At 45.2% G+C, this 14,142-nt stretch carries 9 protein-coding genes and 1 pseudogene; 7 read left to right on the top strand and 3 right to left on the bottom strand.

Annotated features, from left to right (window positions below):
- Positions 1 to 100: 100 nt before the first annotated feature.
- Positions 101 to 628: a P-loop nucleotide/nucleoside kinase family protein gene (locus AC0VZ8_RS23490; RefSeq protein WP_475484599.1), complete on the bottom strand. Its 528-nt coding sequence runs from the start codon at positions 626 to 628 to the stop codon at positions 101 to 103.
- A gap of 1,359 nt (positions 629 to 1,987) precedes the next feature.
- Here AC0VZ8_RS23490 and AC0VZ8_RS23495 point away from each other — a divergent pair.
- Positions 1,988 to 2,095, top strand: a pseudogene (locus AC0VZ8_RS23495) (helix-turn-helix domain-containing protein); the annotation flags it as partial.
- A gap of 205 nt (positions 2,096 to 2,300) precedes the next feature.
- Here the strand turns inward: AC0VZ8_RS23495 and AC0VZ8_RS23500 are convergent.
- Positions 2,301 to 4,028 (bottom strand): phospho-sugar mutase, encoded by a 1,728-nt coding sequence (locus AC0VZ8_RS23500; RefSeq protein ID WP_475484600.1) that lies wholly within the window; start codon positions 4,026 to 4,028, stop codon positions 2,301 to 2,303.
- A gap of 36 nt (positions 4,029 to 4,064) precedes the next feature.
- Positions 4,065 to 5,096, bottom strand: a complete 1,032-nt coding sequence (locus AC0VZ8_RS23505) for a LacI family DNA-binding transcriptional regulator (protein WP_260066143.1) — start codon at positions 5,094 to 5,096, stop codon at positions 4,065 to 4,067.
- Between the two features lie 351 nt (positions 5,097 to 5,447).
- On the opposite strand from AC0VZ8_RS23505, the gene AC0VZ8_RS23510 reads away from it, so the two are divergent.
- From AC0VZ8_RS23510 to AC0VZ8_RS23535, 6 genes are all read left to right on the top strand, one after another.
- Positions 5,448 to 6,725 carry an ABC transporter substrate-binding protein gene (locus tag AC0VZ8_RS23510; RefSeq protein ID WP_475484601.1) on the top strand — a complete coding sequence of 426 codons (1,278 nt, stop codon included), beginning with the start codon at positions 5,448 to 5,450 and terminating at the stop codon, positions 6,723 to 6,725.
- Between the two features lie 2 nt (positions 6,726 to 6,727).
- Positions 6,728 to 7,606 carry a carbohydrate ABC transporter permease gene (locus AC0VZ8_RS23515; protein ID WP_475487748.1) on the top strand — a complete coding sequence of 293 codons (879 nt, stop codon included), beginning with the start codon at positions 6,728 to 6,730 and terminating at the stop codon, positions 7,604 to 7,606.
- The gene (locus AC0VZ8_RS23520) at positions 7,593 to 8,432 is read left to right on the top strand and encodes a carbohydrate ABC transporter permease (RefSeq protein WP_071221723.1); all 840 of its coding nucleotides are present in this window, start codon (positions 7,593 to 7,595) and stop codon (positions 8,430 to 8,432) included. Before AC0VZ8_RS23515 ends, AC0VZ8_RS23520 begins: the two co-directional genes overlap by 14 nt.
- 138 nt (positions 8,433 to 8,570) lie before the next feature.
- The gene (locus tag AC0VZ8_RS23525) at positions 8,571 to 10,211 is read left to right on the top strand and encodes an alpha-glucosidase (RefSeq protein ID WP_475484602.1); all 1,641 of its coding nucleotides are present in this window, start codon (positions 8,571 to 8,573) and stop codon (positions 10,209 to 10,211) included.
- 42 nt (positions 10,212 to 10,253) lie between these two features.
- Entirely contained in the window at positions 10,254 to 11,198 is a 945-nt protein-coding gene (locus AC0VZ8_RS23530) for an MTP-1 family protein (RefSeq protein WP_475484603.1), read from the top strand.
- A gap of 88 nt (positions 11,199 to 11,286) precedes the next feature.
- Positions 11,287 to 12,348 (top strand): BtaManbiosPhlase, encoded by a 1,062-nt coding sequence (locus tag AC0VZ8_RS23535; protein ID WP_260066148.1) that lies wholly within the window; start codon positions 11,287 to 11,289, stop codon positions 12,346 to 12,348.
- The last annotated feature ends 1,794 nt before the right edge of the window (positions 12,349 to 14,142 follow it).

Genomic DNA, 14,142 nt, shown 5'->3' on the forward strand with positions numbered 1-14,142 from the left:
CAGAGAGGCTTAAGAAAGCAAACGCAACCGGTCCGAAGGGCACCGCGTCCGTATACCTTCATTAAATCCTCAATACCACTAGTTGACATTGATTATTCTTTTACTCGATGATAATTTCCCCTTCACCAGTAGGTACTTCAAAACCTTTGAGAAAGGCAGATAATATTTCTTCGGTTATTGTAAATGCAGCATTAGCATCGAATCTCTGGCTCCGAATGCGAAGTCGTTCACGCAAATCATTAGGATGAACTTTCAAATAAATAAGCCTCCACTCTCCTCCTCCATCTTCAATCAGCTTCTTATAATCATTTCGTTTCTTACGTTGCCAGAAACTGAAATCAATAACCACATTGCGCTTTTCCTTTAACAGATTCACTAGTTCCTTATACAGCTTTAACTCGGCTTGAACTTTAAGTTGCTCATACATTTCAACTGGATAATCAATTCCGTATCGACCATGTGTAGACCATATCTCTTCATCTATGGAGAGACGTGCAAAGCCCCTCTGCTCTAGCCGTTGAGCCAATGTTGTTTTTCCTGATCCAGCCACACCACACATCATGACTACTAATGGAATTGAAACATCTGCTTGATGGATCAGATTATCTAATTCAAGATTTTCAAGCACCCAAATTCTCCTTTCGGCTCTCCTTGATGAATGGAAATATGAGTTTGATTTGCCTCCATTACACTCCCATCATAAGCGTATTACAGAAATTCGTAAACCGGATGAGTACGTCAGATACTCCCGATACCCGTAAATAAAACACAGTTGTATCCGGGTTGGTTATTCCCATATTATAAACTTGTTCCAATCATTATATATGAAGAATTCAACCTTATTAAACAGCAAAAAAGCCTGAGTAATCAGGCTTTGCTGTTTATATATAAGAATAATTCATCCAAGAAACCATCCTGCTGCTAATGTCCTGTTCTTATCAAAAATGTGATATTTCCATAAATGATTAGACAACGAAGGCTGCAAATCATGTTTTCTCTGTTATTGTTGTTTCAGAATTCGTTAGATTTTTAAGTTCACAATTATATCCTGATCCATTTATTCCCTAATTCGTTAGAAAATTTTTTTGTTCAAAGGAAAGCCATTATGCATAAATATACAATTAAATTATCACCGTAGATTATTATAAGTCACAGTCCATGCCTGGAGGAAGTAAGCAGCTGTAACTTTGAAACCTCTTGGGGTAGAAAGACTTTCCTATGAACGAGCTATACGCCATAGCATCATACAGGAAAGAAAACATACGTTCTTATATTGGTGTAGGAAACGGGCTGGGAATCATATTGCGAAATGTGCAGCTATTTAGGAAATTTACGGGGTCGGCTTTCACCTAATTGATTTAACACCTTAATTATACAGAAAAAAGGCACAATCTCCTCAATAAAACTTTAGGAGTTGCACCTTTTTCATACTAAGGACTTTTTCGGTGGCCTTACGAATCAAGAGGTCATCTGCTAGCTAGCGCTAAGCATTTAATTATTTTTCTATAATTTCAATAACTTCGGAGTTCATTTTTTTTATTGCAAGAACTTTCGTTTTATTATCTGGAAGCAATTGTTCAAAAGAAACATTATAATCTTTAAGAGCAACCTTCCAATCATTTAGTTCTGTTACTTCTGCCGCATTAGATAAATATGCCTCAAAAATGATTCTTGTTGATCAACAGTTGGAACTTCCTTCTCTTTAAAGGTCACTCCCAGTAAAAACGTACTTTCATCATAATTGTAAGCAAAGTGAGTTGTATCTATCAAAGGATGACTTTCTGCTATTTTTAGACTTGAATCGTGCATACCATTAATTAGAATGTCCAATTCCGTTTCTTTTTTATCTTGGTTGTCTTGGTTACAAGAAACAAGAAAACTTGACGGATTGTAATATGAAGTGCGACACCTAAATAGAAATAGCCCACGGGAACAATTCGTGTAGAATGAAGTTACCACACACCATTCACACAAGGAGAATCATCTCATGGGTTACACTCATCTTAACATAACCGAACGCAGTCAGCTAGAAATCTTGCTACGCTTAGGATGGTCAAACCGAGCCATCGGAAAAGAATTAGGACGGCATCATTCTGCTAAAGTCATCAAAAAAACCAATTATTACAATAAAAGATTCGTTTCCATACAACCTACTACCTGGTTCACCTTGTATAAATAGACGAGAAGCATAAAAGCTATCCCTATTAGCATTAATTTTATTGCCCGTTCGGACACATTCACCTCAGACTGAACCCTTCCCGTTCTTAATCGAACATCCTGGTTCAGTCTTTTTCTATGGATTATGACGAATGATCTTCTATATAAGCATCTATTCGAGCCATTACATCCCGGGTAAGCGCAGAGATCTTCAACTGTGCATCCTCATAGGTACCCCCCTGGACAGCAAAATACATCTTGATCTTCGGCTCCGTGCCGGATGGGCGGAGACAGAACCAGCTACCGTCAGCGAGATGGAATTTCAGCACGTTCTCTTGGGGCAGATCATACAGTCCCAGGCTGAAGTCCTCTATTTTGCTGAGTTCGATACCTGCCACTTCGCTTGGTGCCGATTCACGCCAAGTGCTCATAATACCTGCGATCAGCTGCACGCCCTGAATGCCTTTGAGCGTCCTTGTCTCCAGCTTCTCTGCAAAATAGCCATAAGTTGTGTAAAGATGCTGGAGCACTTCATACAAGGTTTTGCCCTGTGCCTTATAATATGCGCCTGCCTCCGCCATGAGCATGGCCGCAATGACGGCGTCCTTATCACGCGCATAGCTGCCTGCAAGATAACCGTAGCTTTCCTCATATCCGAAAATAAATTCAAACTCTCCGGTATGCTCGAACTGGGTCATCTTCTCACCGATATATTTGAAACCGGTCAGGGTGTTGAACACGGTCATGCCATACGCAGAAGCGATGGCAGCCCCCAGCTCACTGGTCACAATCGTTTTGATGATGGCGCCATTCATAGGAAGGGTTCCTTTTTGCTTCATGGATTGGAGCAAGTAATGAACCATGAGGGCACCGGACTGGTTGCCGCTAAGGATAAAATACGCCCCTTGGTCATCTTGAATGACAGCTCCCATACGGTCCGCATCCGGATCGGTACCCAGGATGAGGTCAGCTCCACTCAACTTGGCCTGAGCTATAGCAATCTCAAATGCAGCATGCTCTTCCGGGTTGGGTGATGTCACGGTCGAAAAATCGGCATCCGGAAGCTCTTGCTCGGGGACAACATCGACATGCTGAAAGCCAAGCTGATGGAGTACAGCACGAACAGGCACATTGCCGGTTCCATGCAGCGGCGTGAATACAATCCGGTAGTCATTGCTTGCTTCCCGAATGATATCGGGATTTTGGCTTACACCGGCAACAGCCAGAGTATACGCATCATCCATTTCTTGGCCGAGCCATACGAGCAAGCCGTTTGCTTCCGCTTCTGCCCGATCCAGCTTCAGGATCTCTTCAAAAGAAGCAACCTGACCGATAGCTTCAATAACTTGAGCTGCCATACCCGGCGTAATTTGTCCACCGTCTGCGCCGTATACCTTATATCCATTATATTCCGGAGGATTATGGCTTGCGGTGATCACGATCCCTGCCTCTGCGTTCAAATGCCGAACAGCGAAGGACAGTTCAGGGGTAGGACGAAGAGATTCAAAAACATAGGCTTTTACACCGTTCCCCGCGAGGACCAGGGCAGCTTCAAGGGCGAATTCCGGTGAAAAGCGTCTGGAATCGTAAGCGATGACCGCTGAAGGCGATTCGTACTGCTCTCTCAGGGTCACCGCGAGTCCTTGCGTCGCTTTACCTATTGTATAGATATTGATCCGGTTGCTGCCGGCACCGATGACTCCGCGCAGTCCCCCGGTTCCAAACTCCAGCTCCTTATAGAATCGATCTGTAAGCTCACTCTCATTGTTTGCTATATTGCGAAGCTCCTCTTTGAATGCTTCGTCAACTACTCGGCTGTTCAGCCATTGTTCGTAAGCCCGTACTGCTTGTGCTTGAGCTTGTGTAGTCATGATGTTCATTAGCCTCCATCTATTCAGAAAGTTAAATTAATCACGCGGGACTGCGGTTGAATCACGTTCGATCAGGGTTGTTGGCAGCAGAATCTCCACATAGGGAGATTCCGGTTGATCCATCCGCCAGAATAACTGTCTGATCGCTGTTTTGCCGAACAGGGCCAGATCCACTGCCATCGTGGTGGTTTTGGGAGTTGCGAGTCTGGAAAGCTGTCCGTTATCGAAGCTGACAATCGAAATATCCGCAGGGATTTGGAAGCCCAGGTTGTAAATGATAGAGTTCACGATAAAACCAAGGCCATCATTGACACAGAACCATGCGGTGGGCTGTTCGTCCAGATCCCGCATCCGTTTTTCCATATACTCTTGATCCTCCAGCGCATCGCTAAGAATCCACTTCGGATGGAGCGTGATGCCCAGTTCATGATGAGCAAGGGTGAAACCTTCAAGGCGTTCATAGTAACTTGGAGAGAATGAGGTGTTCCCGACGAAACCGATTTGGGTATGCCCAAGCTCATGAAGATATTTAACGACACGGTAAGCGCTGAACCGATTGTTCGTCAGAATGGCATCCGCCTGTACATCCGGATGATGATGATCGATAAGGACGGTAGGAATACCAGTATCAATCAGTTTGTTCATATAATCGGTGCTCAGATGGGAGAGGATAAGAATACCGTCTACTTCTTTTTGTTGGGCAAAAGGAGGCAGCGTACCGTCCTTCATCATCTGCTGGGAGATGGACTGAATGAGTAACTTCTTGCCTCGTTTTTGTGCTTCCTGTTCAATAGTCAAGTAAATCTCCCCGAAAAACCCCCGCAAGGAAAAAGCAAAGTCCGTTGCTACAAGAGCAATACTGCCTGTAGACGCTGTCATATCCTCCGGATCGGAGGACCGCTTTCGATTTCCCGTATAAACATAGCCTAACTCATCGGCAGTTTGAGTGATGAGCTTGCGCGTTTCCTCACTGACACCGCCTTTACCTGATAGAGCTTGCGAAACCGAATTTTTAGATATTTGCAGGTGGTCTGCGATATCCTGCATCGTAATTTTCGACTTAGTCAAGGATAACGACCCTTTCTCTTATATAGGAATGGTTGTATAGAAGTAATGGATTCACATCATACTATACCGAAAACCAATGGAGATTTGAAAGATTTAGATCAAACATTACTAACATTATTTTAACGTTACAAAGCAAAAATGTAAAGTGACACAATTTTGTGATATGTCTCACAGGAATTAATTGTTTATGGTATTTTTGGTTAAAAAGCGTTGACAAACAGGTATTCCTGAATAATAATGTGAATATAACGCTTTCAGTAATTTGTAATCATCTTTTTGTAACGTTACAAACTCAGCGGTGTTACCCTCTGTTCTTTGGAGGACATATTGCATTTGGGAGGATGGGTCAACATGAAGAAAAAGAGAATTTCTTTGCTTCTTGCAATTACATTGGTAGGTGGAACGGTGCTTGCAGCTTGTGGTAACGGCGACAACAGCGAACAAAGCGCAGACGGTGTAACCACCGTAGAATTCTGGGCAGCGCCTAATCCGCCACAGCAAGCATTCTGGCAGGAGATGGCCAAAGAATATGAAACTGTAAATCCGAAAGTAAAGGTTAACGTCAGTGCGATTAAAGAATCACCGAGCTCTGAAGCAAGCATTCAGGCTGCCATCGCAGGCGGTAATGCACCGACAGTAGCTGAAAATATTAACCGTGGATTTGCTGCTCAACTGTCAAACAGCAAAGCGCTCCTGCCTCTCGACGAACTGCCGCAGTTCGAAGAGATGGTAAAATCCCGGAACATGACAGAAACCATTGCGCCGTGGGAATTCGCGGATGGTCATCAATATGTATTGCCGATCTATTCAAACCCGATGCTTATCGGATGGCGTACAGACTTCCTGAAAGAGATCGGATACAATGAGCCTCCCCAAACGTACAGCGAAGTTCTGGAGGCAACTGCGAAACTGAAAGAGAAGTATCCGGATAAGTATATGTGGGCCAAAGGTGCTGACCTTGCCGACCCTACAGCTTGGAAACGCTGGTTTGACTTCTTCTTGCTCTACAACGCAGCATCAGACGGCAACAAATTCATCGAAGGAACGAAGCTGGTTGCAGATGACAAAGCTGGCGGCATCCTTTCTCAAAATGCAACCGACCCATTTGAAACCGGTGCGGGTGTGTTCACCGATATCGGTCCTTGGACATTCGATATGTGGGCAACGAAATATCCTGAACTTAAATATGGAGAGAACTTCACCCTGACCCTGCCTCCGGTTCCGGATCATATGGATCCGGCCGATGCAAAAACCTATGCGGATGCAAAAGGCCTTGTTATCTTCTCAGGTGCACCGGAAGCTTCACAGCAGGCTGCTGCTGAATTCTTGAAATGGGTTTATTCCAATGAGGAGAATGACGTGAAATGGTTTAAGCAAACCAACCTGCCTCCAGCACGTGATGATCTGAACGAAGTGGAAGGCTTCAAGCAGATCCTCGCTGAAAAACCGGAACTGGCTCCATATGCAGAAGCGGTGTCCAAAGGGGTTCCTGCGATGGATAACCCTAAATTCAATGAGCTTCAAACCTTTATCGGACAAGAGGCATTTAATAAGGTCATCCGCGGCGAAATCGATCCGCAAACCGGTTGGAATAATATGAAGAAAGCGATTGAAGGTGAACTTCAATAATGATTAATAAACAAAATAATAAGTTGGGCTGGCTATTTGCCAGTCCCTACATTATTTTCGGATTGGTATTCTTCCTGGGGCCGCTGATTTGGTCCTTGTACCTTTCTTTTACGACTTGGGACCTCATCGCTCCCGATTTTGATTTTGTAGGGCTGGATAATTTCCGAAAAGCCATGGCAGCACCAGGGGTTCAATCCGCCTTTTGGGTTACCTACAAATTCATGATGTTATTTGTTCCTCTGGTGACGGCCATGTCACTTGCCGTAGCTGTTGTCATACAAGGATTGCCTAAGTTTAAAAGCGTGTACCTAATAGGGTTCTTCCTGCCCTATCTTTCCTCAGGGGTTGTAGCGTCCCTGATCGTACAAGGTTTTCTATCTTATAACAGTCCGGTCAATGAGTTCCTAAGAGGAACGTTCGGAATTAACATTGACTGGCTGGGCACGCCGTTCTCGGCACTGTTTATTGTCGGCTTGATCTTGGCTTGGAAATTCACAGGTTACTATGCTCTGATCCTGACCTCAGGCCTTGAAAGTATTGATAAAGAAGTCTACGAAGCAGCTGCAATTGATGGAGTAACCGACAGACAACGATTCTGGAAGATTACACTGCCTCTCTTGTACCCTGCTCTATATACAACATTGATTCTCTCGTTCGGCGTTACTTTCGGTATCTTCACAGAGGTTTACCAGCTGACAGGCGGCGGACCGAACTTTGCAACGAATACATGGCAGATGGAAATCTTCAATCAAGCATTTACGAATCTGCAAGCTGGATATGCTTCAGCGATAGCCATTATGGCTTCTGTCGTTACCTTTATCTCTATCTATGTGATTCGAAAACTGCTGGAAGGGTGGGGTAAACGCAATGGTTGGGTCTAAGAAAAACAGTAAAGGTCGACTCACGGGCCGCTATATACTGGCAACCCTTCTGCTTCTCGTCATGGTGTACCCCTACTTGTACATGGTACTCAACTCTTTTGCAGATTGGTCACAGGTGGACCGGCAGCTCGTTCCAAGCAAATTCTCATTAAAATCCTATGAATGGCTCTTCTCCGGCGGTGAGGTCGGCATTGCCAGACCTTGGATGAATTCATTCTTTAACAGCGTTATCGTTTCCGTCGGTTCCACTTTCCTGATGATGTTGTTCGGTATTATGGTTGCCTATGCATTGTCCAAATTGAAATTCCGTGGACGCGACACCGTGAATAACTTTGTGTTGTTCCACATGTTCTTTCCGGCGATCATTTTGCTGATTCCAAACTTCCTCATTATCCAGAAGGTCGGACTGTTTGATACGTACTGGGCAATGATTATACCGAAGGCCGTCAGCTTGTGGGCGATCTTCATGTACACCAACTTCTTTAAAGCCGTTCCGGATGCATTTATTGAAGCCGCGAAACTGGACGGCGCTTCGGATTTCAAGATTCTGTACAAAATTATGATTCCGATGTCCAAGTCCATTACCGCGGTTATCTTCCTGTTCTTGCTGATGGAACGCTGGACAGAACTTTTATGGGATATGCTCATCGTACGCAGTGACAATATGCTGACACTCAACGTTCTCTTGTCCCAGATGTTCGGACCGTATGGCAGTTATCCAGGTCCGCTGTATGCCGCATCCGTCCTGCTCACCGTGCCGATTATTATTATGTTCGCGATCTTCGGCAAGAAGTTCAAGGAAGGGATGCAGTTCAGTCTCAAATAAATCACGGATGGCTTCAAAACCACATCAGATTTGCTGCAGGAAGCTCGTATAAGAGGTCTGTACTTTACAACCTGCTATTCGGGCTTCTTCTTAAATAAAAGGGATGGACACGCCGTTCATCCGGGAGTGGAAAAACGTATGGATAGGACTCAAATGAAATGGTGGCGGAAAACCGCCTTTTACGAGATTTATATGCCAAGCTACTGTGATGGAAACGGGGATGGCGTTGGTGATTTTCCCGGAATTACATCCAAGCTGGATTATCTGAAGGAGCTCGGGATTGGCGGAATTTGGCTGACTCCTTTCTATCAATCACCCAAGATCGATAACGGCTATGATATTTCGGATTATTACGCCATAGATCCGGATTACGGGACAATGGCAGATTTCGAGCGGTTTATAGAAGAAACTCACCAGCGAGGGATCCGGGTCATTGTAGATCTGGTGCTGAACCATACCTCGTCGGCCCATCCCTGGTTTCAGGAATCCAAATCCTCTGCCCTTTCACCGAAGCGTGACTGGTACATCTGGAAGTCTCCTTCAGATCAAGGGATACCGAATAACTGGGAATCCTTCTTTGGTGGAAGCGCCTGGGAGTGGGATCCGGATACAGAGCAGTATTACTACCATGCCTTTGCCAAGGAACAGGTTGATCTGAACTGGGCCAACCCGGAAGTCCGTCAGGCAATGAAAGACGTCATGGGATTTTGGCTGGATAAGGGAATTGACGGCTTCCGGCTGGATGTGATCAATTTTCTTAAAGTCTCCGGCCAATTCCAGGATAACCCGGTTGATGGGAACGGCGATCAGATTCACCTGTATGATCAGAACCAGGATGGGATTGTTGAAGCGATCGGCGAAATCTGCCGTTTCGTGCATGAACGGGATGGCATCTTCATGGTAGGCGAGGTAGGCTCCGAGGATATGGACATCCTGCGCCGCTACAGCGGCAGCGGCCTTCTCGATGTAGTGTTCAACTTTAACCTGGGCAGTCAGGAACAGTTCCTGCCTGCGGATCTATATAAACAGATCAAATTAATGGAAGAACAACATGCGCCGGATCAATTGCCGACCTTGTTCTTCAGCAGCCATGATATGCCGCGCCACATTTCCAGATTCGGCGAAGGCGATGCCGAGCTTGAGGAGCAGAGAGCCAAACTGATGGCAGCCCTCATGTTAACGGCGAAGGGGATCCCATTTATCTACTATGGCGACGAGATCGGGATGAGAAATCACATCGCGCACCGGATCGAGGATATGCGGGATATTCAGGGTCTTGGTCATTATGAAGTCGCGCTGAAGAATGGACGCACAGAAGAAGAAGCGTTGAACATAGCACGTACCAAAAGCCGGGACTACTCCCGTTCTCCTATGCAGTGGAATGGAAATCGTTACGGCGGTTTCTCGGATCAGGCGCCCTGGATCGGAATGGGTCCCGGGTATGAGCAGATCCATGCAGAAGCACAGCAGCAGCAAACGAACTCCATGTTTGCTTTTTATAAAAGACTGCTTAAGCTCCGAATTCAGTACCCGGCCCTCTCCATGGGCGATTACGTCAAGTTGGATCAACTGAAGGGTTCGGCAATCGTGTATACCAAACGCTTCAGCAGCGATGAAGCCGTCGTTGTGCTCCAGTTCGGGAGCGAGCCGCTCCATCTGGACCTAAGCGATTGGTCTGACCAGAAGCTGGAGTTGGTTGCTGCAAGCAAAGAACCCTTATCGCTCGGCGGGTCTGTAGTCGAAGTCCCCCCTCACACGGCGGTTGTCTGGGTTTCCTAAGAGCAGTTATCTTTTATTTATATAGAAGGAGGCATCATCTTCGTGGCATTGAATAAATCAGCAGTACAAACATGCGCAGCGCTGTTGCAAGCATATCGAGACAAGAAATCCACCGTTCAGAACCCGGTAAAACTTCAGTTTACGGGTGTAGGTGACAAGGATGTGTATAATATCACAGCCCCTTTCCAGATTGATGGAGTCACTGTGATTGCAGGCCGGGTAGAATCGCGGGACAGCGAGCATTCCGAAATCCACTTTTTCGTGGAGCAGGACGGCACTTGGATACCGAAAGTAGGAGCGCCTGTCTTTACGCTTCAGGATCCGTTCTTTACCTTCATTCAAGGCGAACTGGTCCTAGGCGGCGTTGAGATCTTCCCTCATCCTACGATGGAGAATGCGCTGATGTGGAGAACCGTATTCCGGAAAGGCAAAACGCTGAATGATCTCTCCCCTTTCTTCACGGGACCCGACGCGATGAAGGATTTACGCCTCACGGAGCTGGCCGGCGGCGAAATCGGCGTGTTCACACGTCCTCAAGGCGAAAAAGGCGGCCGAGGTAAGATTGGTTTTACCAGGGTGAAATCGCTTGACGACGTGACGATAGAACTCATTAACGATGCTCCCCTCCTGGCTGATCAATTCATCGATGCGGAATGGGGCGGGGCTAATGAGCTGCACATTTTGAACAATGGACTTGTCGGCGTGCTTGGCCATGTGGCCAGCTTTGATGAAGCCGGTGATCGTCACTATTATCCGATGGTGTTTGCGCTCGATCCACAGACAGGCGCATTTAGTGATATGGAATTGATTGCCGTACGGGCCGAATTCCTGCCGGGTGAAACCAAACGTCCGGATCTGGCTGATGTTGTATTTAGCGGAGGATTGGTTCGCAAGCCAGATGGAACCGCGGATCTCTACGCAGGGATTAGCGATGCGGAAGCGCATCGTGTGACAATCGAAGATCCGTTCCTCAAATTCGAGCAATAGGATAAAAGATCCCGCTGCCTTACCCATTGAGGTTCGGTGACAAGCTCGCATATACAAAAAAATGCTTATTGGATAGGGGTAAACAACCATGAATATATACAGATATGAGGAGAATCCTCTGGTTACACCGGCTGACGTGAAGCCGTATCATGACGGTTTTGAAGTGATTGGCGCTTTTAACGCAGGCGTAGCCGAATATAACGGTGAAGTGCTGCTGCTTCTCCGTGTAGCGGAGCGCCCCATTAGCTCTGATCCGATGATTGTCAAGGCACCTGTCTTCAATGCAGACACGCAGAAGCTGGACATTCTTGAATTCCGTACCGATGATGCGCGTTATGATTTCTCCGACCCGCGTGTCATTCGCAACGTGAATCAAAGCGCTACATTCGAATACTTGACCTCTCTGTCCTATATTCGTGTAGCACGGAGCAAGGACGGGCACCGCTTTACCATCGATGATAAACCGCTTGTCTATCCGGCACAGTCACTTGAAACGTTCGGTATCGAGGATCCGCGTGTAACGCAAATCGGCGAAACGTATTATATCTACTTCTCGGCCGTATCGCCTGTCGGTGTCGGCGAGTCGATGGTGTCCACCCAAGACTTTGTGAACTTCACGCATCACGGCATGATTTTCGGACCTGACAACAAGGACGTTCTGATCTTCCCTGAGAAAATTAACGGCAAATATTATGCGCTGCATCGTCCAACCACGAAAAGCACGGGAAATCCGGAAATGTGGGTTGCCGAATCCGATAACCTTATATACTGGGGCAATCACAAACATCTGGCGGGTCTGCGTGATGGCATGTGGGACAGCGGCCGTATGGGCGGCGGTGCCGTTCCATTCCGTACGGAAAAAGGCTGGCTGGAGCTCTACCACGGTGCAACCCTGGATCACCGCTACTGCATGGGGGCCCTGCTGCTGGATCTGAACGATCCATCCAAAGTGATCGCCCGCTCCAGTCAACCGATCATGGAGCCGGAAGCAGATTATGAGAAGAACGGATTCTTCGGAGACGTTGTCTTCTCCTGCGGCGCACTGGTCGATGGCGATGTCGTGAAGATGTATTATGGCGTAGCCGATACGTCCATGGCTTGCGCTGAACTGAGCGTGAAGGAAATTCTGGACAGCCTGACCTACGAATAAGATTTCTGCCTGCGTAAAGGCAATGCTAATTGTGACAGCGTAATACGATAATCACACCCAAACCAAGGCCTGCTCCAGCAGGTCTTGGTTTTTTGGTATAACCATGCTGGCATTAACGCGATCAGGCTATAATTGTATGCCGGATTGGCTTAGCCAGAATTCTAAATTCAGAAGCTGTGGGTGGAGCTGGCGAAGCTCGGAACAAGAACTTGTACCGATAAATTAGAGACTTTCTATGGGGATTGTTCCCCCGACATGAAATCATGTTGATCAGACCAACGTCGGACTAATCTACTACCGCTGACGGATGAATATATCAATCATCCATAGTATAAATGAGTCTCTCCACTTTCCTTATTTAAGTGAAGTATGTCTCAACGGTCACCGTAAAAACAGATTCTCAAATAATCTCCAAACACTCTCGAACGACCTATTGAACTATGCATCCAGCCTTCTCTGTTTATCGTTTGGCCATTATAACTTGAATCAAAGCTATGCAGATGGTTCTTTGTACTCCAATAGTTCTAATTTTTCTATCATCGGGCATCTACATCCTTAAACAATTTGAAAGGACATATTGGATTAGGATACAATACGACGGTAAACTACTCTAAGTGGGAAGGTACTTATTCTAAAAGGCTTTAGTCCTGAACTTTATTATTTATCTAATTATAAAGGTTGATTTTTTTAAGAGCACAAGCAGTTGAGACTTTTATTCTCAACTGCCTTATTTTATCAGGAGGGGTGAGCAAAAGTTGGAATCACAAAAACACAAAGTTTTATACTGTATTTCTCTCTTAGCAGGAATTCTTCTCATTGTCATAGGTTTGCTTCTCTTTATTCCTAGATCAGTAAGATCAGACACCCCGGACATATATTTTTATAATATTTTCACTTTAAGATTTATTCTTCCGATTTCAGGAGTTCTTCTGATTATAATTGGATCATCTGTTTATTCTTCTTACAAGTCATTGATAAAAGAAATCAAAGTACTCAAAGAAAATTATATATCTCTGGAAAAAAAGTATCGAAATAAATAACCTCTTCGCTACATCCTTTAAAACAAACGAAGATCCATACATCTTTTGAAAGCTTGCTAAAATGAGCTTGCATGGCCTTGCCGACAGCTTGATCAGTTGAAATTTTGACACATGTCGAAGGACAAGAACGTAGCCCTATTCGTAGTCGCTATATTGGTCATACCCCTGTCAATTAGACACGAATAAAAAGATATCTTTAAGCTGCGACTGCTTCTCGGAACTCAACCGGGGAGCTGCCGACATTTTTCAAGCTCACTTTAACGAATTGTTTGTAATAAACAACTAGTGACTTTTGAATAAGAAGAGATGTTAATACAAGAATTAATACATTAAACAAAACAAAATAGACCTAGTGTAAAACTAAGCCTCTTTCAAGTTAAATGAATGCCGAGTTGTTTCAGTTTACGGTTAAAGGTGTAGAACTACATTTTTACAGTGATCTATCAAAATAACTTCGTGTTCCAAACAGATTTTTAAAGGAAGAACTCCCCATATATATCGATGATAAATCTGATTGTTAATACAATACGGGCAATATTGGATCCGATTTTTCATAACCAATCAGGGATAGTTCTCTTTGCCAAGGATAACCTTGTAATTTGTAATATGTTATTTTTTTAATATGTCTAAGGGAACTTCAGTAAGTTCTCAGTTCGATAATTTAGTGCCGCTACCCTATTTATGTAGCCTTCAATTGATTCATCTTCATAAATATAAGGTCTATTCAGCAAAATAATCCTCCTAACCAAAAAGA

The sequence above is a fragment of the Paenibacillus sp. QJM3NY_38 genome, assembly GCF_056173265.1.

Bases quoted from the DNA above. Each gene is read 5' to 3' on its own strand.
- AC0VZ8_RS23500 (WP_475484600.1), bottom strand. From the start codon at position 4,028: ATGACTACACAAGCTCAAGCACAAGCAGTACGGGCTTACGAACAATGG.
- AC0VZ8_RS23510 (WP_475484601.1), top strand. From the start codon at position 5,448: ATGAAGAAAAAGAGAATTTCTTTGCTTCTTGCAATTACATTGGTAGGT.
- AC0VZ8_RS23520 (WP_071221723.1), top strand. From the start codon at position 7,593: ATGGTTGGGTCTAAGAAAAACAGTAAAGGTCGACTCACGGGCCGCTAT.
- AC0VZ8_RS23525 (WP_475484602.1), top strand. From the start codon at position 8,571: ATGGATAGGACTCAAATGAAATGGTGGCGGAAAACCGCCTTTTACGAG.
- AC0VZ8_RS23535 (WP_260066148.1), top strand. From the start codon at position 11,287: ATGAATATATACAGATATGAGGAGAATCCTCTGGTTACACCGGCTGAC.